This is a genomic window from Acinetobacter chengduensis, assembly GCF_003664645.1.
In the GTDB taxonomy this organism is placed as follows: Bacteria; Pseudomonadota; Gammaproteobacteria; order Pseudomonadales; family Moraxellaceae; genus Acinetobacter; species Acinetobacter chengduensis.
The window spans coordinates 89,961-113,041 of the sequence record NZ_RCHC01000001.1 but is presented as its reverse complement, the minus strand read 5'-3'; the positions used below and the strand labels follow the sequence as shown (position 1 = coordinate 113,041).

The 23,081-nt window shown below is 39.6% G+C and carries 13 protein-coding genes; 7 read left to right on the top strand and 6 right to left on the bottom strand.

Annotation, left to right across the window (positions count from 1 at the left end; translation table 11 throughout):
* Nucleotides 1–194 precede the first annotated feature (194 nt).
* Nucleotides 195–1,526 carry an alpha/beta fold hydrolase gene (locus D9K81_RS00495; RefSeq protein ID WP_120374264.1) on the top strand — a complete coding sequence of 444 codons (1,332 nt, stop codon included), beginning with the start codon at nt 195–197 and terminating at the stop codon, nt 1,524–1,526.
* Nucleotides 1,527–1,561: 35 nt separating this feature from the next.
* On the opposite strand, the gene D9K81_RS00490 is transcribed toward D9K81_RS00495, so the two are convergent.
* Nucleotides 1,562–2,434 (bottom strand): class I SAM-dependent methyltransferase, encoded by an 873-nt coding sequence (locus tag D9K81_RS00490; RefSeq protein ID WP_120374263.1) that lies wholly within the window; start codon nt 2,432–2,434, stop codon nt 1,562–1,564.
* A 136-nt stretch (nt 2,435–2,570) separates the two neighbouring features.
* Entirely contained in the window at nt 2,571–3,596 is a 1,026-nt protein-coding gene (gene nagZ, locus D9K81_RS00485) for a beta-N-acetylhexosaminidase (protein WP_120374262.1), read from the bottom strand.
* 200 nt (nt 3,597–3,796) lie between these two features.
* Here nagZ and D9K81_RS00480 point away from each other — a divergent pair, with 200 nt between their 5' ends.
* The 5 genes from D9K81_RS00480 to D9K81_RS00460 all read left to right on the top strand — a co-directional run bounded on the left by D9K81_RS00480 (nt 3,797) and on the right by D9K81_RS00460 (nt 14,849).
* A complete protein-coding gene (locus D9K81_RS00480) occupies nt 3,797–5,995 on the top strand; it encodes a carboxy terminal-processing peptidase (RefSeq protein WP_120374261.1) in 2,199 nt (732 codons plus the stop codon).
* Nucleotides 5,996–6,312: 317 nt separating this feature from the next.
* The gene (locus D9K81_RS00475) at nt 6,313–8,376 is read left to right on the top strand and encodes a bifunctional diguanylate cyclase/phosphodiesterase (protein WP_120374260.1); all 2,064 of its coding nucleotides are present in this window, start codon (nt 6,313–6,315) and stop codon (nt 8,374–8,376) included.
* A gap of 351 nt (nt 8,377–8,727) precedes the next feature.
* Nucleotides 8,728–10,542, top strand: a complete 1,815-nt coding sequence (gene atzF / locus D9K81_RS00470) for an allophanate hydrolase (protein ID WP_120374319.1) — start codon at nt 8,728–8,730, stop codon at nt 10,540–10,542.
* An 18-nt stretch (nt 10,543–10,560) separates the two neighbouring features.
* Nucleotides 10,561–14,160 carry an urea carboxylase gene (uca, locus tag D9K81_RS00465; protein ID WP_120374259.1) on the top strand — a complete coding sequence of 1,200 codons (3,600 nt, stop codon included), beginning with the start codon at nt 10,561–10,563 and terminating at the stop codon, nt 14,158–14,160.
* Between the two features lie 2 nt (nt 14,161–14,162).
* A complete protein-coding gene (locus D9K81_RS00460; RefSeq protein ID WP_120374258.1) occupies nt 14,163–14,849 on the top strand; it encodes a GntR family transcriptional regulator in 687 nt (228 codons plus the stop codon).
* A gap of 184 nt (nt 14,850–15,033) precedes the next feature.
* Here the strand turns inward: D9K81_RS00460 and D9K81_RS00455 are convergent, their stop codons facing one another.
* The 4 genes from D9K81_RS00455 to D9K81_RS00440 all read right to left on the bottom strand — a co-directional run bounded on the left by D9K81_RS00455 (nt 15,034) and on the right by D9K81_RS00440 (nt 20,188).
* On the bottom strand, nt 15,034–16,392 hold the full coding sequence (locus D9K81_RS00455) for a sensor histidine kinase (RefSeq protein ID WP_227601994.1): 1,359 nt from the start codon (nt 16,390–16,392) through the stop codon (nt 15,034–15,036).
* Nucleotides 16,393–17,073, bottom strand: coding sequence for a response regulator transcription factor (locus D9K81_RS00450; protein ID WP_120374257.1), 681 nt, complete (start codon nt 17,071–17,073; stop codon nt 16,393–16,395). It abuts the gene before it with no gap.
* Nucleotides 17,074–17,333: 260 nt separating this feature from the next.
* A complete protein-coding gene (locus D9K81_RS00445; protein WP_120374256.1) occupies nt 17,334–19,607 on the bottom strand; it encodes a TonB-dependent receptor in 2,274 nt (757 codons plus the stop codon).
* A 146-nt stretch (nt 19,608–19,753) separates the two neighbouring features.
* Nucleotides 19,754–20,188, bottom strand: a complete 435-nt coding sequence (locus D9K81_RS00440; RefSeq protein ID WP_120374255.1) for a Fur family transcriptional regulator — start codon at nt 20,186–20,188, stop codon at nt 19,754–19,756.
* A 1,245-nt stretch (nt 20,189–21,433) separates the two neighbouring features.
* Here D9K81_RS00440 and D9K81_RS00435 point away from each other — a divergent pair.
* A complete protein-coding gene (locus D9K81_RS00435) occupies nt 21,434–23,023 on the top strand; it encodes a peptide chain release factor 3 (protein ID WP_120374254.1) in 1,590 nt (529 codons plus the stop codon).
* Nucleotides 23,024–23,081 lie beyond the last annotated feature (58 nt).

Here is a 23,081-nt window from a genome sequence, read left to right as displayed (position 1 = left end):
GAAAATGTTTTTCACTTGAAAACAGATGAGTGGTGCAAGAAGCAGTTGCTTGTAAAAACATCTCCTGTATAGAATGAAACATAAAGGACATTGACGTCTGATAAATTCGCGATAGAGCAGGACGCTTGAAGCAAGCAGAGATCTCTACATGATTTCTTGCACAATAAAAATAAGCAAGGATGGAGGAAAGGAACATGAATTCCGTTATCCAAATGGAACCTGAAGTACAGGCAAGTACGCACTATGGTTTCTTTGATTTATATGACCGTAACAGCTTTAAACAACCCCCTCGTACAACTTGGATCGACGGTTGGAAAGTTGAATACATGGCCATTGCCCGTGCAGATACCTTACACAGAACACCAATGGTCATTATTGGTGGTGCTTTTCAAAACTTTAATTCTTATAAATATTGTGTTGAACAATTGTTTGATGCAGGCCCGATTATTCTGATTGATTTGCCTTCAATGGGCGCGAATCAACAAATTACCAATGTAGATACAGGCATCTCTGCAGGCACTTTAGAACTTGAAGATCTTGCAGGCATGCTTGGTACGTGGCTCGATTTAGTACACATGCCAAAAGTGGCTGTTTTAGGCATGTCTTTGGGCTCAGTGGTCGCATCTTGCTTAGCGCATCAACGCCCTGACGTTGTAGAACGCATGATTTTGATGGGTGTAATGCAAAAAACCCGTAAAAGCTGGCGCATGTTACTTGAAGAATCTTTGCATCTAATGAAAGAACAACGCATGGATGAGTTTGGCCAAGCAGTGATTTTGTACTTGGTGAACCATGCAAAAATGGATTTGACCCGCATGTCTCCGACAGCGAAACGTTTGTTCTTTCGTCAAATGGCAGAATTTACGGCCACAGAACAAGACCGTTATGACATTAACTGTAATCGCTTACTGCGTTTAACCAATGTCCCTATTCCTGAGTGTGAAGTTTTAGTCGCATGTGGTCAATATGACAGTTTTACCTTGCCCCATGAAAATGCCAACTTTGCATTACAATGTCCAAATATGCAGTTCGCCATGATTGCCAATGCAGATCATGTGCCTCAATTACAGCGCCGTAAAGAAACCATGGGTTTATTTGCAACCTTTTTACGTGGAGAATCGATCCAATCTTTGGATGGTATTATTCCAATGACACGTGAGCAAATGGCACGTATTGATCGTCGTGGTGAAGCCCGTGTGACTGTACAACAAGCAGATACAGTATTAACGCATCGCCATTCAGATTTGTGTCTAGAGACCACAATTGTTGATCTTAACTACTTTGGTGTATTACTCACTTTGCAAAGTGAACAGGCAGTTCTGCAAGCAACACAATATCCTCGTGATTTGGCACTCCATTTAGAAGATGAAGAAGGTCAATTTCAAATTGAATGTCTGATTTTTGAAACGGAGCAAAATGAAATTCGCGCTTTATTTAAGCATGGTAGCTTTGATATTGCTGAGCGTTTACTACGCTTTATTCAGCGTCAAAAAGTTCAAGTGGAGTTATTGGATGAGGTCTGTTAATTTTTTAGCATGCTTTTTCCAAACAAAAAACAGCGCTATGAGCGCTGTTTTTTTATGACCGCGTGAATGACCCAAACCAAGTCACCACCATGCTCATCAGGATTTAGAAAAGGAATCACATTGCTGGTCTGTTCTTGTCTAAGGCTATTGATGGGTTGTAAGACCTCAATCTGTTGAAAGCCAGCATTTTGAAAAAATTCATGAATTTGCAATGGATTGATAAAATGAAAAGTAAAAGAACTTCGAGACATTACTTTTAATAATTTACTGCTGGTCCAAATAAAATTGGCCAGCTTGTTTTTGACTGGTTCAGGGTAAATATCGGTCAAATAATGTAATTGTTCAAAATCTTGTCCATACTCGCTAATGCCTTGTAATAAACGATTGAGCAAGGTTTTATCGAAGTAGTTAATAAGGCCTTCACTAATAATCACTAAGGGGCGCTTCGGGTCAAATACTTGAAAAATACGCTCAAAGTCTTGGCTAAAAATATCTGCGGTGAGGACTTCAGGGGCATTTTGATCGAGTTTTTGTAGTGCTTGAGTTTTAATTCTTGCCATATCTGGCAAATCAAGTTCGCGATAATCGATGGTTGGAAATTTCTGGCGAAAGTTCCAACTTCGAGGGGATAGACCGCAGGCAATTTCAAGCACTTGGAGTTGTGGATGCTGTTGGATTAGTTGCGTTAATTCACGGTCAATTAAGGTGTGGCGCTGTTTGAGTGTAGTACGCATACTGCCACCCACATGCTTTTCGGCCCAGCTTTCTAAGGGATGTACCAATTTTGCTAAAAACTTCCCTTTAGATGTTGCGAAAACTGGATTGGAAATCCCCATGCTGTACCAAATATAGCCTGTGTAATGAGCTGTAAAAGAAATATGACGATGCACAGAAAGTTGTTGAGTCATGAGAATTAAGCCTTAGATTTTATTTTAATTTTTGCTTTATATTGCAATGTATTGTTATGTTCATCATAAAGAAAAAGGAACCACTTGTCGTGTTCCTTTTGCTTAAAAGTGTGGATTGATTCAGTCAAAATAGCGTTTAAATGCTTCCCCCTTGTTTAAATGCCGTAATACGGTCGCGGATACTTATCCATTCTGCACCCAACTCAAGTTGCTCACCAATGCTGATTTGTGGAATTTGCCCGCGCATACGTTCTAGACGCTCTTGATTTGGAAGGGGTAAATTTTCAATCCCTGCCAATGCAGTACACGCAGATTCGCGATTATTACAAACTAGGCCCATATCACAACCTGCATTTAATGCGGCTTGAATACGTGCGTCTGCACCGCCAGCCACACAGGCTGCTTGCATGCTTAAATCATCAGAGAAGAGTACGCCATCAAATTTTAACTCTTGGCGTAGGATTTTTTGAATCCAATAAGGCGAAAAGCCCGCAGGATTTGGATCGACTTTTTCATAAATCACATGCGCTGGCATTAAGGCATCTAATTGCGTTTGCAACTGAATAAAGCTTTGCATGTCCTTTTGATAAATTTCCTCATAGCTACGGCTATCTACAGCAGCTGCCACATGTGAGTCTGCTTGAACAGAACCATGACCAGGGAAGTGTTTACCTGTAGAGGCCATGCCTGCACGCTTCATCCCTTTCAAGAAGGCACTCGCTAAAGGCACAATATCTTGCATGTTTTTGGCAAATGCACGGTCACCAATCACATCACTAATGTCATTCAGATCTAGTACAGGTGCGAAACTAAAGTCGATCCCAACTGCTAATACTTCAGTGGCCATCAGCCATCCACATTGCTCGGCTAAGTCGAGGGCTTTTTCAGGTTCGGTTAAGTAAAGTTCGCCAAACTGTCCCATAGCAGGAAGCAACGTGAAACCATTTTTAAGACGTTGTACACGGCCACCCTCTTGATCGACTGCAATTAAAATGTCAGGGCGAACTTGGCGCATGTGGTCGGTTAAAGCACGTACTTGTTGTGGTGAGACAATATTTCGACCAAATAAAATCATGCCACCAACTTGCGGTGCCTTTAATAGTTCAATATCTTCTTGAGTAAGTTCTGTGCCAGCAATGTCGAGCATTAATGCGCCAATCATATTCGGGGGTCCGTGTTGGTATTTTTAGGGAAAAACAATACCTGAATTCTGCAATGTTTTGCTACACTTTGTCAGCACAGATTATGATAAAACTACACGACATAAACAGATTAAGTCATTTAAGATTTTGAAAATATTTAATTCTAGTCTAAAAATGGCAAGGCAATTTGGTTCGTAAACCAAGGAAGTACGACATAGATATGAAACTTCAAACTTTAGCTTGCGCCGTTGCCTTGGCAACAGGTGGTTTATTTTTTACACATGTGGTGAATGAAGCGATTGCTGCGGAAAATGCACCAGCAACCACGCAATCGATTCAACCAACGCAAGAACAAGCCTTGGTATCACGCCAGCTTGCTACCTTAGTAGATCGTCAGCATTATTTAAATCAGCGTTTAGACGCCAATACATCTAATCGAATTCTAGATTTTTATTTAGACAGCTTAGACCCTGAACATACTTTGTTCTTGGCATCTGAAGTTGAAGACTATAAAAAGCGTTTCGGTGCAAATTTTGGTGCCAATTTAAAAGCAGGCAACTTGTCTGGGCCTTATGAAATTCATACGCAGTATCGCGCACGTTTAAAACAGTTCTATAGCTATATGTTGGCTGAACTTAAAAAACCACAAAATTTAAATCAGCCGAATGTGGTGATTGAAACGGATCGTGAAAAAGCGCCGTTCTTTAAAACTGAAGCAGAGCAACGTGCACATTGGAACAAAATGTTGGTTTCTCAGCTGATCAATCTCACGATTAGCAAAGAAGAAGAGCAAGCCAAACAAAAAGCGCTGAAAGATAATCCTGAGTTAGCCAATGGACAAGACCTAAAAGGTCCAGAAGATTTAACACCAGTACAGACGCTGACCAAGCGTTATACCCGCCAACTTGAGCGTATCAGTCGTTTAAAAAGTGATGATGTATTAGATAAAACACTGAATGCGATGATGCTGACTTACGATCCGCACAGTAACTATTTCCCACCTGTAGATGCGATGGAGTTAAACCGTCAAACCACGCTTCAACTGGAAGGGATTGGGGTGTCAATTCGTCCAGAGCGTGGCAATGAAGATTACACCAAGATTGAAACCATTGTAGAAGGTGGTCCTGCAAGTAAATCTGGCCAAGTTAAATCGGGTGATCGCATCATTGGCGTCGCACAAGATGGTGACAAAATGGTGGATGTAGTGGGTTGGCCAAGCAATGAAATTGTGGGGCTGATTCGCGGTAAGCGTGGTACTAAAGTGACTGTACGTTTATTGGGTGCAGGCGCCTCAATGAGCCAAGCCCGTAATGTGACTATTGTGCGCGATGTGATTCAAGAAGAAGATGCGGGTGTACGTTCACGGACTGTTGATATTCAACGTGATGGCAAAACGTATAAGTTTGGGGTAATTGAAATCCCATCTTTCTATTTGAACTACCGTGCCCGTCGTGCAGGGGCAGAGTATCGTTCAGTGTCTGAAGATACCAACAAAGCATTAAAAGCTTTAAATGCTCAAAATGTGGCAGGGATTATTATCGACTTACGAAATAACCCAGGTGGTTCTTTGGATGAAGTATCGCGTATGTTGGGGCAAGTGATTAAGTCTGGCCCAGTGGTACAAATTCGTGACGGTAATGGCAATGTCAGCGTATTTGAAGATGACGACGGTGGTGCGCAAACCTATGCAGGCCCATTGGCAGTTCTGATTAATCTCGCATCTGCATCGGCAAGTGAGATTTACTCAGCTGCGATTCAAGACTATGAACGTGGGATTGTGATTGGTAGCACAACCACAGGGAAAGGTACCGCACAGGTTCAATTAGACTCGTTGGCTTACGGTCAAGCAACGCTGACACAACGTAAGTTTTACCGTATTACCGGTGGAAGTACCCAAAATAAAGGGGTTATTCCAGATGTGAAATTGGTCGATATTTACAATGAAGAGTTTGGTGAGCGTAAGGCAAAAAATGCCCTAAAATGGGATACGATTCCAACCGCACCATTCAAACGTGAAGGCTCAATTAAAAACTATGTGCCTGACTTGGTTAAATCTTCACAGCAACGTGTCAGCATTGATCCTCAGTTTAAGTACTTAGAGCAACGTACCAGCCTTGCGAAAAAAACTGATGAGCAAAAGCAAGTGGTACTCGATTTACAGCAACGTAAAAAAGAATTGCTTGATCTTGAGCAAAAAACCTTAGATGCAGAAAATGCTCGCCGTACAGCGACTGGATTGAAACCTTATAGCAATTGGGAGAGTTACCAAGCGTCTTTAGATGCATTGGTTGAAGCGCGTGCCAAAATGAAAGCGAACCAACGCCCAGCATTGCCAGAGGAAGAAACCTTTGTGAATGAAGCTGCTAATGTACTGTTGGATTATGCAAGTTTACAGGCGAAACATAAGCCTGCTTCTTAAAACCTCTTATCCGTAGAAAATGAAACCAGTGCATTCGCGAATGCACTGGTTTTTTTGTGGAAAAGTGTCATAAATCGGTATAAATTAGCAACTTCTGTCAGTTGAGTGACCTAATTCAAATCAAAATTCAGGATTTCGACAAGGGGTAATAAAACGCAGAATAAACACTTGACCTTATAGACAGAGTAATGGATTCTTAAGGCAATTGGTTGTTTTATAGGTAGTCTTTTAATAAAAGCCTATTCATCTACCTTTTTGTGTGTGTGGCATTTTGGGTGTAAAGAACAATAATCAGAGCTGATGCGGAAAAGCTAAATATGACTCATATACATTATGATTACAGTCTAGTGCTTGGATCAGTAGTAGTGGCCTTGGTGGTCTGTTATTTAGCAGTTTCTTTAGAACAGTTGTTATTTCGCAGTTCTAAGCCTAAATACGAAAGAATGATCTTAGTAGCAAGCGGTATCATTTTAGGGGTGGCAATCTGGTGCATGCATTTTATAGGAATGCAGGCAAGTATGATGCCTGGGCCTTATCATTTTGATTTTGGTTTAACGTTTACTTCATACATTATTGCTTTTATTGCATCAACCTTTGCTATTTGGTTAACCACACGTCCGACTTTGCCTTTCGCCCGCTTAATTTTAGGCGCTGTGTTAATGGGGCTGGGGATTTCTGGGATGCATTACACTGGTATGATGGGTCTCATGGTGAAAGGTCATGATATTTACTATGACCCATTGGTCGTCACCTGTTCTATTGTGGTTGCTATTTGCGGTTCAGGTTTAACCTTTTGGTTAGCCTTTAAAAATAAATTAAATCAGTACCGTAATCTTTTGGCTAAACTGGCGGTATCTGCAGCATTAACGATGACTATTGTGAGCATGCATTTTATTGGCATGGCTGCTACAAAATTTATAGAAATAGATGTACAACAAAGCTTAATTCAAGCGCAATCTAGCCATGATATGCTCCTGTTTACAGTACTTTTTATTACGGCTTTAATTTTTATTGCGGCTTTTAGTGTCGCGCTACTCGAACAACGTTTAGAAGACCGTAATAAGCAATTATCAAAAGCCAATAAAGAACTAGCAAATCAAGCAGTACAAGACAATTTAACCAAATTACCCAATCGTTTGTTTTTAGCAGAATATGCTCATTTACTGTTTACAGAACATCGAAGCAATCAAGAAAAAATTGCATTTTTATATATCGATTTAGATCGTTTTAAAGCAGTAAATGATGTTTTTGGACATCATGTTGGCGATCAACTACTCATTCAATTGGCTAATCGTATACACCGCTTGCTGGACTCACGTTCAAAACTATTAAGAATTGGTGGTGATGAATTTCTGATGGTGTTAGAACACACCGAAACTGAGCAAGCGACTCAAGTTGCCCAGCGCATACTTGAAATCATTCAAGAAAGCTTTTTAATTGCAGGCAAAGAAATTAACTTATCGGGCAGTATTGGCATTGCCATGTATCCTGAACATGGCAGTAATTTACAAGATTTATTAATCAATGCTGATGCGGCGATGCTGACCTCGAAATACCAAGGTCGCAATACCTATTCAATTTTTAGCTATACCATCGATCAACACGAAACCAAAAGCCAAACCAAACTCATTAATGATTTATATAAGGCCGTAGAAGAACAACAATTTATTTTGTTTTATCAGCCGAAGTTTAATGCTGGCGATTTAAGCATGTGTGGTGTAGAAGCCCTGATTCGTTGGAAGCATCCAACCTTAGGTTTGCTTACGCCAAATATGTTTATTGGGGGGGCAGAGAAAACAGGTCTGATTATTCCAATGGGGTATTGGGCACTTGAGCAAGCGTGCCGACAAATTCAACTTTGGGAAGACAGCGAAAATGAGCAGTTCCTTCCGATTGCGGTCAATCTGTCTGCGATTCAATTTGAACACAAGCATTTATTTTCAACCTTAGAAGCGCTGTTTGATCGTTATCGAATTAATCCCAATCATTTAATGATTGAGATTACTGAATCTACGGCCATGCATCATATTGATATTAGTATTCGTACGTTTGAGCATTTACGCAGTATGGGGATTAAGCTGGCTATTGATGACTTTGGTACAGGTCATTCGAGCTTTTTATATTTAAAAAACTTACCTGTGGATGAGTTAAAAATTGATAAAGGCTTCATTCATGATTTAACCGCATCTTCAAAAGAAGAAATGATTTTAGAAAGTATTGTACATTTGGCGATTAAGTTAGGCCTAACGGTAACGGCTGAGGGTGTTGAAACGCCATTACAAGCAGAAATTTTAACGCGTTTAGGTTGCCAACAGATGCAAGGTTATTTGTTGGGATTACCTGTAGATGTAGCGCGTCTAGAAGCGCGCGAATATGTTTGATTTCAATAGATGAGTATCAGTGTTTAATTTTGTGTCTCAGATATAGATATTGTTTTAAACAAGCCAAGAATAGATAGATAAGCTTGGCCGAAGATAAGCCATGAGAAAAATAATAGCCTAGCTCTAATGTCGCATTGAGATAGAGGATACGCGCAGTCACCTGAAACTGATGTGGTGCAAGTTGGGAGGCTCGATGATCTATTTTAGAACACAGCGATATTATAATGATTTAGATTAGAATGATTAAAATCTTTATTTAAATATTAAGTATTTGAAAAATAGTAATAAAATATTTTTGGCATGATGTGTGCAACACAGTATTCAAACTTGGATACAAGAATGAGCACATCAATGAACCCAATAAAAACTTTAGGCTGGACTTTAGCAGAATGGAAAGCGGGCTACGCGGACAACACAATTCAACTCGAAGACTTATATGCATTGGTCGAGCAATTTGATCGTGCAGATCCTGCATGGATTTCAATTGCATCTAAAGAACAATTAACTGCACAGATTGACGCATTAAAAAAAATTGAAAATGCGACAACTTTAGCTTTATTTGGTGTACCTATTGCAGTTAAAGACAATATTGATGTGGCGGGCTTTGCGTCAACGGCCGCTTTTAAATTATTCACATATTTAAAAACACAGGATGCTTATGTCGTACAACGCTTAAAGCAGGCAGGTGCGATCATTGTTGGCAAAACCAATTTAGATCAATTTGCCACAGGCTTAGTCGGCACACGTTCGCCTTTTGGCGCAGTACAGAATACTTTTAATCCTGACTATGTAAGCGGTGGTTCAAGCTCTGGTTCAGGCAGTGTGGTGGCTCGTGGTTTAGTGCCGATTGCACTGGGGACAGATACCGCAGGTTCGGGGCGTATACCTGCAGCCTTTAATAATATCGTGGGTTTAAAGCCAACCAAAGGACGCTTTTCTAATACTGGCTTATTGCCAGCATGTAAAAGTATCGATTGCATTTCAATCTTTGCTTTAACCGTTGCAGATGCCAACGATGTTGCATTGCTCATGGAAGGCTTTGATGTTCAAGATAGCTATTCACGTGTCAATCCTGCAACAGCACCTGCAAAATTGAGCGAAAAATTAAAATTAGCCATTCCCAAGCAATTAGAATTTTTTGGCGATACTCAGTCTGCTGATGCATTCCAACAAGCATTACTTCAATTGAAAAACTTAGGCGCAGAGATTACTGAAATTGATTTCAGTGCGTTTAATCAATTGGCGAGCCAACTTTACCAAGGTTCGTGGGTTGCAGAACGGACTGCTGCGGTCGCTGATTTATTAGAAACATCTGCTCAGGACTTTGACCCAACAGTTTTAGAAATTATTCAAAAAGGTAAGCAATACAGCGCAGTCGATACTTATCGGGCAGAGTATTTAAAACAAGATTTGGCACGTAACATTCAACAAACGTTGGCCCAATTTGATGCACTAGTAGTGCCAAGTTCGCCAACCATTCATACGCTTGCTGAAATGGCAGAAGCGCCGATTGAAAATAATAGCCATTTTGGTACGTATACCAACTTTACTAATTTAGCTGACCTGAGTGCCATTGCTGTACCCGCAGGCTTTCGAGCAGATGGCTTGCCATTTGGCATCACCTTAATTGCTCCTGCTTGGCACGATGCAGCCTTAGCCGACTTTGCACAAACATGGCAACAGCATCTGCAATTACCACTAGGTGCAATCAATAAAAAATGGCCTGAATCTTCTCGTGCTATTTCTGCACCCTCTGCACAGCATTTTCGTGTTGCAGTCGTTGGTGCACATCTCTCAGGGATGCCACTGAATTTCCAACTGACGACACGTCAAGCCGTACATGTGGAAACCACCACCACATCTGCTGATTATGCCTTATTTGCTTTGCCTGGGACTGTACCACCCAAACCTGGCTTGGCCCGTCAGGACGAAGGCCAAAAAATTATTGTTGAACTTTGGGATATTCCAAAAGCACGTTTTGGTGAATTTGTTGCAGAAATCCCAACGCCACTGGGGATGGGAAATGTAGAACTCGCAGATGGCCGTTGGGTTAAGGGTTTTATTTGTGAGCCTTATGGTTTAAATGGTGCGAAAAATATCAGTGAGTTTGGTGGCTGGCGCGCTTATATCCAATCACTACAACAAACAACAGCAAAATCAAATTAAAAAAATCGGGGAATAATCATGTTTAAAACAGTGTTAATTGCAAACCGTGGTGAAATTGCTGTTCGTGCGATTCGTACTTTAAAAAAGCTAGGCGTGCAATCGGTTGCCGTGTATTCAGACACTGATCGTTATGCTCAACACGTATTAGATGCAGATGTAGCCGTTTCACTTGAAGGCATTAAACCTGCAGACACCTATTTAAGTATTGAAAAATTGATTCAAGCTGCTCAACAAACGGGTGCTGAGGCGATTTTTCCAGGCTATGGTTTTTTATCTGAAAGTGCCGAATTTTCCCGCGCCTGCGAAGAAAATGGCATTGCTTTTATGGGGCCAACAGCTGAACAAATTTTAGAATTTGGTTTGAAACATCGTGCCCGTGAGTTGGCAGCAGCTGCTAATGTACCTATGACCCCAGGTACAGGGCTATTGGCTAGTTTGGATGAAGCACTTGCTTCGGCAGCTGAAATTGGTTATCCAATCATGCTGAAAAGTACCGCAGGCGGTGGTGGTATTGGTCTAACTCGTTGTGATGATGAACAATCACTCAAAGATGCGTACGAAAGTGTAAAACGTCTTGGTGAACAATTTTTTAAAGATGCTGGCGTATTTCTTGAGCGCTTTGTAGATAAAGCACGCCATGTTGAAGTACAAATTTTTGGTGATGGCTTGGGCCAAGTGGTGGCTTTTGGCGAGCGTGATTGTTCATTGCAACGTCGTAACCAAAAAGTGGTTGAGGAAACACCTGCACCGCATTTGCCTGAAGCAACGCGTCAAAAATTGCACCGTGCTGCCGTTGAACTTGGTCAATTGGTCAAGTACCGCAGTGCGGGTACGGTTGAGTTTATTTATGATGCCGCTCGTGATGAAGTGTACTTTCTTGAGGTGAATACCCGTTTGCAGGTCGAACATCCTGTGACTGAAATGGTAACAGGCTTAGATTTAATTGAATGTATGCTCAAAGTGGCTACAGGAGATGCTTTAGACTGGGACAAACTCAGTCACATTCAGCCAAAAGGCGCAGCCATTGAGGTGCGAATTTATGCAGAAGATCCAGTCAAAAACTTTCAGCCGAGCCCTGGTATTTTAACCGATGTATATTTCCCTGAAGATATCCGAGTAGATACATGGGTGTCTACAGGCACTGAAATTTCGCAATATTTTGACCCCATGATTGCCAAAATTATTGTGCATGCTGAAGACCGAGACAGCGCGATTGCCAAGCTAAAAACAGCGCTGGCTGAAACGCGATTGAATGGCATTAGTACCAACTTAGACTATGCGCATACGGTGGTGTCAGATGCACGATTTGAAAATATGCAAATCTGGACACGCTTACTAGACGATTTTAAATACGTGCCAAATGTGATTGAGGTGCTACAAGCAGGGACACAAAGTTCTATTCAAGATTATCCAGGGCGGGTAGGTTATTGGGATATCGGTGTACCACCATCAGGCCCAATGGATGATTATGCGTTTCAGTTGGCAAATCAAATTGTCGGTAATCCACAGTCAGCTGCTGGTTTTGAGTTTACCCTACAAGGGCCAAGTCTGAAGTTTCATGCGGACAGTATTGTGGCGCTTACGGGTGCACCATGTCGTGCAACTTTAGAGGGTAAAGATGTCGCTTTTTGGCAACCGATCAATATTCAAGCAGGGCAAACATTAACGCTAGGCCAAGTTGAATCTGGTTGTCGTACTTACTTAGCTGTAAGGAATGGTTTAAATGTGCCTGAGTATTTGGGTAGCCGTTCAACCTTTGCCTTAGGTAATTTTGGTGGCCACGCTGGGCGTGTGTTACGTGCTGGCGACATGATTAAAATGGTCAATCCAAGCTTGCCTTTAGATGGCTTGGAGCTTGCAACAGCCACACCGCAAGCTTTGGACGCACAGCGCATTCCGAGTTATGGAAAGGAATGGAAAATTGGTGTGCTTTATGGCCCGCATGGCGCACCTGATTTTTTTAAACCTGAATATATTGAAGAGTTTTTTGCTTCGACATGGAATGTTCATTTCAACTCCAACCGTTTAGGCATCCGTTTAACAGGCCCAACACCAAGCTGGGCACGTGAAAACGGTGGTGAAGCAGGTTTACATCCATCCAATGTGCATGACTGTGAATATGCGATTGGTGCGATTAACTTCACGGGTGATTTCCCAGTGATTTTGGCCAAAGATGGGCCAAGCTTAGGTGGTTTTGTTTGCCCTGTGACTATTGCTAAAGCAGAGCTTTGGAAAATTGGTCAGCTTAAAGCGGATGATAAGATCAGTTTTTATCCAATGAGTATAGAGCAGGCCAATGCACTCGAAGTGCAGCAAATTGCAGATATTCAAAACTTTGCAGATGCACCTGAATTTACAGAAGTCACTGATTTTGAATGTAAAGCTGAAGGTGTATTGGCTGTGCGTGAGGCAGATGAGCATGCACCCAAAGCGATTTACCGCCAGGCAGGAGACAGTTATATCTTGCTTGAATATGGTGAAAACGTCCTCGATTTAGCCTTACGCTTACGTGTCTATCGTTTAATGCAGTTGATTCGTGAGGCCAATATTGACGGAATTTTAGAGCTTTCACCGGGTGTGCGTTCACTGCAAATTAAATATGACGGTCTACGCTTTAGCCAAGCCAATTTAATCCAGTTTTTATTAGGGCTAGAAAATGACATGGGCGATTTGAGTCAAATCAAAATTCCATCACGCATTATTCATTTACCAATGGCCTTCGAAGATTCAGCAACTTTAGGGGCGGTCGAGCGCTATCAAGAAAGTGTCTGCGCAAAAGCGCCGTGGTTACCCAATAACGTTGATTTTATTCAACGTATTAATGGTCTAGACAACCGTGAGCAAGTTAAAGAGATTATTTTTGATGCCAATTACCTGATTTTAGGTCTAGGCGATGTGTATTTGACTGCACCATGCGCTGTACCAATTGACCCACGCCATCGTCTACTCAGCTCAAAATACAATCCTGCACGTACCTTCACGGCAGAAGGTACTGTTGGTATTGGTGGGATGTACATGTGTATTTACGGCATGGACTCACCGGGTGGCTATCAATTGATTGGCCGTACTTTGCCGATTTGGAATAAGTTTAAAAAGAACAAGCAGTTTGGTGATCAGCAATGGTTCTTACGCTTCTTTGACCAAATTAAATATTATGAAGTGACGGAAGCCGAACTCGATCAATTCCGTTCAGATTTTGCCAATGGTGTGGCTGAAATTAAAATTGAAGAGACCGAATTTGATTTTGCAACCTATCAAGCCTTTTTGGAAACAGAGAAGGAAAGTATTGCTGCATTTAAAGCTCAGCAACAGCAAGCCTTCACCACCGAAGTTGAGCGCTGGAAAGATGAATTCGATGCACCAGCAGAAATTGAAATTCTGCAAGACGATACTGACTATAGCCAATATGCAGCTCTAAATGCATCCATGACAGGCAATATTTGGAAGATCTTTGTTGAAGCTGGTCAGTCTGTAAAGAAAGGTGAAACTATCGCAATTATTGAAGCGATGAAAATGGAGTTGCCAGTGTATGCCGATGATGACGGCATTGTAAAAGCGATTATCTGCCGTGCGGGACAAACGGTACATAGCGGTGAGCCACTGGTTTATATGGAATAAATATGACCTCGACCACAACTGTTGGGAAAAGCTCAGACAATTTGTCTGAGCTGGTTTTCCAAAAAATTAAAAACGATATTTTTGATTTTCAGCTCAAACCTGGTGCGCGTTTTACAGAATCTGAAATTGCTGAACTATATGAAGTGAGCCGTACGCCTGTACGGCAGGCTTTGTATCGCTTGCAACAAGACGGTTATGTACGGGTGCATTTTCGTAGTGGCTGGGAAGTGAAGCCACTGAATTTTAAAGCCTATGAAGAGCTGTATGATTTAAGGATTTTGCTGGAATGCTATGCCATTGAGCAACTTTGTAACATGCCGTCTGAACAGCTCAAGCAGGCTTTACAGGAATTAGTCAATTTATGGTGTATTCAGCCTGCACAGTATTTACATGATTTAAAAACTGTGTCGATGCAAGATGAAGCTTTTCATTGTCAATTGGTTGAGGCAATTGGCAATACAGAAATGGCGAAGGTGCATCGTGATGTTAGTGAGAAAATCCGCATTATTCGTCGTTTAGATTTTTCTAAGGATTATCGCATTGATGCAACTTATGCGGAGCATCAAAAGATATTAGAACAGATACTGAGTAAAAATAAAGATTTAGCATTAAACAGCATTCGTGCCCATATTATTCAAAGCCGTGATGCTGTTAAAAAAATAACCTTAGAAATGTTGGCACTTTTATAAGTTTGGGATGGTCTTATTTGCTTCATATCTATTTAAGTTTAAGATTCACATTTTCAAAAATGCGTCGGGCAGAAGTAGATTGGGCCTTTTCTACTGAGTATGTGCGGAGCATGCTGTACATGCACATGAAACATAAGTGCGCGACTCAAGGCTGTGTTTATACGTACAAATCATTTGAATTAAATTATTTTTTAAAAATAACAGAGACTTTTAAGCCTTTTAACTGTTCGGAGCTATTCAGTTGAATGGATGCATGGATTGACTCAACAGCAGATTGAACGATAGAGAGCCCTAAACCACTTCCTATGACTTGATTTTGGGTTTCTTGTAGTCGTACGAAACGTTGGAACACTAAGTCGCGTTGTTCTTCTGATATCCCCGATCCACTATCATGAACTTCGAGATAAACATGCTGATCGGTGGCATAAATGACAATCAGAATTTGACCAAATTGAGGGCTATATTTCACCGCATTATCGATTAGATTCATGAGAATACTTTCTAATGATGAGTGCTTAGCAAGAACCGCAATATTTTCTGATTCACAATCTACTTGTATATCGATATTTTTATGACGCGCATTTGCTAGCATCTGCGATACACATTGCCTAACATAATCAATGAGGTGCAACGATTGTAGGGATTCATCTTGTAGCGTTTCTTGATGCGCCAACGACATTAATTGTCCAACTAAATGCGTCATGCGCTTTAGACTTAAATTTAAATCAATAATATTTTCATTATAAATAGGGCTGTCTGGTTTGGTTTTAATGAGTAAATCAGACTGAAGGCTCAATGACGTCAACGGTGTGCGAAGCTCATGAGCGGCATTGGCCACAAAGACTTTCTGCTGCATTTGTGCTTCCTCTATTCGTAAAAATAAAGAGTTGAGCTCATTCATAGCAGGCTTAATTTCAATTGGCAGTTCTTTAATTTGTATTTCAGATAAATCATTATAATCGCGCTGAGCGAATGCCAATTTTAATTGCTCTAATGGCCTTAAATGGAAACGAATTAATAAATAAATTGCAATAATACTGAGTGGCATCAGAATCAGGTAAGGCACTAGCATATTAAAGGCTAATTCTTTGGCCAAATTTTTACGGACAATGATCGGTTGACTGATTTGTATTTGTTGCGTTGCTGTTGGTTTTACATAGATTTTTAAAGTACCACGTGAAGATTTTTTAATCACAAATTGAGCAGCTTGAAGCTCTGGAACAATGTAGTTGTCTCGGTTACTTCTAGTTTCTAATGAGCTTTTATTCGTAATATCAATAAAAAGATCTCTTTCGCCATATCTTCTCTTAAAATCAAATACAGAACGTACTTCAGATTTTACTTCTCTCGATAAAAAGTTAGACATCTCAATCATTTGCTGATCAATGATTTCTTCTGATTCCTCTAAGGCAATCGAGTAGGCAGCCAATGCAAGCAGAATAAGTAGTATTACACTGAGTATAGAAATACTCCAAATCATTCGGGTGCTGAGTGCTTGATTCTTATATAAAGAATTAAATTTGCTGAAAGGCTTGATGTTCATCTATTCATCCAAATCTATGCAATATCCCAGACCTCTTACTGTTCGAATGAAGTCTTTGCCAAGTTTTTGCCTTAATTTGTGAATATGCACTTCAATGGCATTACTGCTGATTGGCCCATCCCAATCATAAAGTTTTTCTTCCAACATTTGACGTGAGAAAATTTGACGCTGATACATCATCAAAGGTTCTAAAATGGCCCACTCTTTGGGTGCGAGTTCAATTTCAATATTATTTTTCAGTACTTTATGTGTTTGGGGAAATAAGCAAACATCTTTTGCACAAAAACAGATTTCTTCAATCGCCTGATTAAATTTACCTCTTCTTAGTACTGTTTCAATACGTGCGACTAATTCATCAAAGTCATAAGGTTTAACAATATAATCATCGGCACCGCATTTTAGCCCTAAGATTTTATCTTTACTTTGATCTCGCGCACTAATGATGATGACACACATATTGGTTAAATCCGCTTTATTGCGAATATGTTTTAATATGTCTAGGCCTTCGAGTTCAGGTAAACCTAAGTCTAAAAGCACGATGTGATAGAGATTAGAAAATAATAAATTTAATGCTTCAGTGCCAGTTTTAGCCCAGTCTACTTCAAATTTTTCATGCTGAAGCAAATGAAAAGTAGTTTTACCAATCATGACATCATCTTCAACATATAAAATTTTTATCATTTAAAACACCAATTAAATATATTCATCTATCTGTAAAACGGATATATTGAATAAAACTAAATCTGTATGACTGAGCTCAGCTTAATTTATATATTGAGCTATATCATTGAATTGACTATTAAACTTGAGCATTTTAGATTTTAAGAATTATAACAATACATTTTGTAAGAATAGATTCTATTCGTGACAAAAATAGCCTCTATAAAGAGGCTATTTTTCAATTTAAATCTATGTACTAATGGATAGACTTAAGCATCAACTTAGTATTTGAAGTTCACAGATAATACTGCATTGCGACCTTCGGCTTCAGTTGTGTAATGTGAAGCGTATGCTTTGCTGAAGTAACGTTTGTCAGACAAGTTGTTAACGTTTAGTTGAAGATCAACATTTTTATTTACATTGTAGCGAGCCATTGCATCATAGCGGACATAGCCAGGAACCCAGATACTGTTGTTCGAGCTACCGTAAACTTTATCCGAAGCTACAGCACCTGCACCAACAGTAAATTGATTTGTTAGGTCATAGGTTGTCCACAGCGTACCGCTGTTTTTTGCCATTTGAGGTAATTGTTTGCCTTGGCTTGCGGTATCGTTATAAGCAACTTTAGTCAGTTCGCTGTCTAAGTAGCTGTAGCCAGCAAAGACTGCCCACTTGTCAGTAATATTACCTGAAAGTCCAAGTTCGAAACCATCAACCTTGCTTTCACCAGCATTGACAGTTGTATTGGCATCAATTGCAATACGGGTATTTTGTTTTTCAGTACGGAAAATAGCTGCAGTTACATTGAGCTTGTCATCAAACAAATCCCATTTTGTACCAATTTCAAATGTACGAGCTTCTTCTGGTTTTAGCTCGTTAATTGATGCTGATGTACCAGTACCAATATTTTCATTGTTGTCGCCGTCACCAGCATTGATACCTACAGGGTTTGCAGAAGTAGCAAAGCTAGCATAGATCGCGCCATTTTTAGCTGGCTTGAAAGTAACACCTAAATTGTAGCTCCAAAAATCAGGATCACTCTCATATTTTGTGCCTGCTGGAATTTTAACAGCTGCTGCACCACGTCCAGATGTTGCTTCTTGATTATACAGTAGCTCAGTGTCGAATTTATCCCAACGTAAGCCTAAATCGATTAGCCATTGAGGATTAATTTCAATGTTGTCTGCAAAGTAAACACCCGTGTTTTTAGATGTTTGAGTTGTTTTTGCTTTATTTTCTGAAATTGAACCTAACCAAGGATCACGTGAATTAGGCGAGGTTAGGGAAGTACACCAACCATTTGAAACAGGCAATGCACATGCGCCACCATTAATCACTGATGTATTCGGATCTGTGATGTCATAAGCGCCAATATCTGTTTTTTGATGGCTGTATTCGATACCGGTATTAAAATTATGTTTAAAAGCACCAGTATTGAACTTACCTTTTAAAGAAAGCTGATCGCTAAAAGTATCTGTATCAGTAATACGTGAGTTCGCACGACGCCATACTTTACCATTGGCTACGTTGCCTTGTGAGTCATCTGGCTGTGTCCAAGCATAATCATTTTTTGATTTGTTATAGGTCGCAACGTTGCTTAAAGTTAAATCTTCATTCAAATCATGTTCTAATTTGATTGTGCCGATGTGGTTTTCTTGTTTTTGGAAATCACGATTTAGCCAGCCGTAGTATGTGCCTTGCGGTACATTTACAGGTTTTCCGACTACACCATTTTTGCCTGTAACACTGTTATAGCCGTAGCTATATGGAATGCCTGAATCTGGTGTATCGTCAGATTTTAAATAGTAATAGCTTAATGTTGCACGGGTATCTGTATCTAAGCCAAAAGTGATGCTTGGAGCAATACCAAAACGTGCGTATTCAGCACCATCATCGCCTTGGCCTGCTTTATTATTATGATGACCCATTACTGCAACACGAGCTGCAACACCATTGCCGAAGTCTTTGTTACCATCTAAGGTAATACGTTGGTAATCATCAGTACCTGCGCCAACAGAACCTTCTAAAAAGTCGCCTTTTTTAGCCACTTTAGAAATCATGTTGATGCTACCGCCGACTGAGCCTGCGCCGCCCATAGATGATGCTGAACCTTTGGTGACTTCAACTTGCTCAACGGCAAACATTTCACGGTTTTGTGAAGATGAATTACGTACGCCATCCACATACATTGAGCTTTCAGAGCTATAGCCACGAATAAATGGACGGTCACCGTTCGGGTTACCACCTTCACCTGCACCTAATGTAATACCAGGAACAGTACGCAAAGCATCACTCAGCGTCGTTACTTGAGTATCTTCAATTAATTGTTTTGGAATAACAGTGACAGATTTAGCTGTATCTAGAAGAGGGGCAATGAACTTGCTATTCGCAGATTTGTCCACTTTTAAGCTTTTTGCTTGTTCAGTAACAACATCTTGGTGAATCGTTTCAAGTTTAGTCACTTGATCTTGTGCAATTGCATTTACTGCGATAACTGACAGTGAAGAGGCAATTGCAGAAGATACAATTTTCTTACGTGTTTTAATAAATGACATTAATAGGCACCCCAAAATTTAAAAATTTTGCGAATGATAATAATTATTATTTATTCTTGCAATACTGTAATTATCGTATTTTACAATAGGGGAGAGTTATTTGGAATAACTATCCTTAATAATAATTATTCCAAATAAGAAATTGCTTATTTTTTACAATGCTCACATGTGATTTGGAGTAAAGCGGAGAAAGAGTTTAATTGGGAGTTAATATTCTTTGCAGAGTTTTTAATATATGCTTCTAGTCCATCATCATTAATAAAATAAGTTCTTTTACATTCGCTACAAATCGCTCGAATGGAACCACTTTTCTTTTTTATAGAATAAAAAGCTTGCTGATCACCCACTTTAAATTTTTGAATGATTCCTGTTTCTTCAAAAGCACGTAAAGAGTTATATATTGTTGATATATATAGATCTTCATTATAATCTGTTGATATGATTTTATGGATATCAATTGCTGTGAGTTCTTTGTCTTTCTCGATTAAAGCACTCAATACTAAGACTCTTGGTATGGTGGCACGAAGCTTTTCACTGTGCAAAATGCCCATAATCACAGAATTAAATTCTTTTGATACCATACTAAAGAAACTGCCAGATTAAAATAATATCTATATATTAACAGTTAAGGATTAATTATTGTTGTAATTAATAATTAATATAATATCAATAGCTTAAGAAATCCTTAAGAATTGAATGTTATAATATATTTGATACTTTATTTATTTTTATAGTAAGTGTTTTTTATAATAATATTGTTGATGATTTATTTTTTAAATAAATATATTGGTTCTATTTTAAAGATCAAAAATATTCATTATTTTACTGCGAATTTACAAATGCATTTTCTTTGTGTAAGTCCATCGCTATTGGATGGAATACATTTAAAAAAGCTTTACGAAAATTTGCTTGAGCCAAAATATAGACAGGAATAATACGAATGTAGATGTCACAGAAATTCCAATTTGTTGTGTGCTTTATGGTGTGGTGTATAAGATCGAATTATTCAAACTCAACTTAAACGGATGCTGAAGTAGAGGTTTTTCTTTTTATAGAGAAAGGTGATTAGTAAGTTGATGCTGTTTAGCTGAGTAGCCTTCTGTTGTGATAGTTTTAATTTTACTTGGACAAGCTCGTATATTTTATAAGATGAGCGACAGAGATGTGAAAACATACGAACTACAATTTGTAGTGTGAGATCAGCATCTAAATTAAATGGAATGTTGGTGTGCTATCTTTTCATATAGCCAGCTAAGTTTTGAAGATTGAATAATATTAGTGTTTGAGTAAAATAGCAGATATATCGGCAATAAAAACTTATAAAAAACAATAGTTAATGCGTTTAATATATGAGCAAAGTAGAAAGCTAGCGGGCAGCCTAAAAAAGATGAAAAGCCATTAAAATCATACATGAGTAGCCTATTGAAATTCTAGAAAGAACAATACTGGAGAACTGTGAAGCAGGTTTGAGGAAAGGAAATATATACAGTGCTGCTACTACGCTATCAACTGAGATATACCAACATATCAAGATGAGATGAGATGAGATGAGTGGCTTGGCAGGCGATGTGGATGGAGTTATTGTCTTTTCAATAGACAAAATTGAGTTTAGATCGAGGGATAATGATTTGTAATAGATTATGGAGCAAAAAGTGTGGTTGGTTATTCAACCATATCTATTAGATAGTGGGTTGCTCCAAATGATAAATAATATTGTATAACCAAAAAATAAGTATAAATCTGCTACAATTGCGCCAATTTTAAGTTATCACTGCACAGGCTTAATACACATTGATAAGTGTGTGCACATATTGAAGATTTCCCTTATGTTTAAAGAGCAATTAGCTAAAGAAGTAGCGACTCGCAGGACTTTTGCGATTATTTCCCACCCCGATGCCGGTAAGACCACCATGACAGAAAAACTGTTGTTATGGGGGCAAGCGATTCAAGTTGCGGGTATGGTAAAAAGCCGTAAGTCTGACCGTGCGGCGACATCTGACTGGATGGAAATGGAAAAAGAACGTGGGATCTCAATTACCACGTCAGTAATGCAGTTCCCATTCAAAGACAAGATGATTAACCTTCTTGACACCCCAGGGCATGAAGATTTCTCTGAAGATACTTATCGTACATTAACTGCTGTTGACTCAGCGTTAATGGTGATTGATGGTGCAAAAGGTGTCGAAGACCGTACCATTAAATTGATGGAAGTGTGTCGTATGCGTGACACACCAATCATTTCATTCGTCAACAAAATGGACCGCGAAATCCGTGAGCCCTTAGAACTGTTAGATGAAATTGAAAACGTATTAAAAATTAAATGTGTACCTTTGACTTGGCCTTTAGGTACTGGTCGTGACTTCGCAGGTGTATTTAACCTGATTGAAGAAAAATTCTATGTATATAAAGCAGGTTTTGGTTCAACCATTACTGACATTGAAGTACGTGATGGCTATGACCATGCTGACCTTCGTGAAAAAGTGGGTGAGTTGGCTTGGGCTGCATTTGAAGAATCATTAGAATTGGTACAAATGGCCAATGAGCCACTCGACCGTGAAGAATTCTTAGCTGGTCGTCAAACTCCAGTATTGTTTGGTACGGCATTGGGTAACTTTGGTGTAGACCATGTGTTAGATGCATTCAGTAACTATGCACCTGAGCCGAAAGCACATCCGACTCAAGATCGTAAAGTAGAAGCAACTGAAGAGGGCTTCACAGGCTTTGTATTTAAAATTCAAGCCAATATGGATCCAAAGCATCGTGACCGTATTGCATTCATGCGTATCTGTTCAGGTAAGTATGAAAAAGGTTTAAAAATGAAACATGTACGCTTAGGTAAAGATGTACGTATTTCAGATGCTTTAACTTTCTTAGCTGGCGACCGTCAGCATTTAGAAGAAGCGTGGCCGGGTGATATTATTGGTTTGCATAACCACGGTACAATCCAAATTGGTGATACATTCACATCAGGTGAAAATCTTCAATTTACGGGTATTCCGCACTTTGCGCCAGAAATGTTCCGCCGTGTACGCTTAAAAGATCCATTGAAATCTAAGCAATTACAAAAAGGCTTAAAAGAGCTTTCTGAAGAAGGTGCAACTCAGGTCTTTATGCCACAAAACAGTAACGACTTAATTGTGGGCGCTGTCGGTGTGCTTCAGTTTGAAGTGGTGGCTTATCGCTTGAAAGAAGAATACAAAGTTGACTGTGTATACGAGCCAGTAAGCATCAACACAGTGCGTTGGGTATCGTGTGATGATGAGAAAAAATTCAATGAATTTAAGAAAAAAGCACATGACCAACTGTCTGTCGATGGTGGCGGTCATTTGACTTATCTTGCGCCGAGCCGTGTAAATTTACAGTTAATGCAAGAGCGTTATCCTGATATTGTGTTCCGTAATACGCGCGAACACTAAAAGTACACTCTTACTTTGATATGATCTATTGCAAACAGCTTCTTAGGAAGCTGTTTTA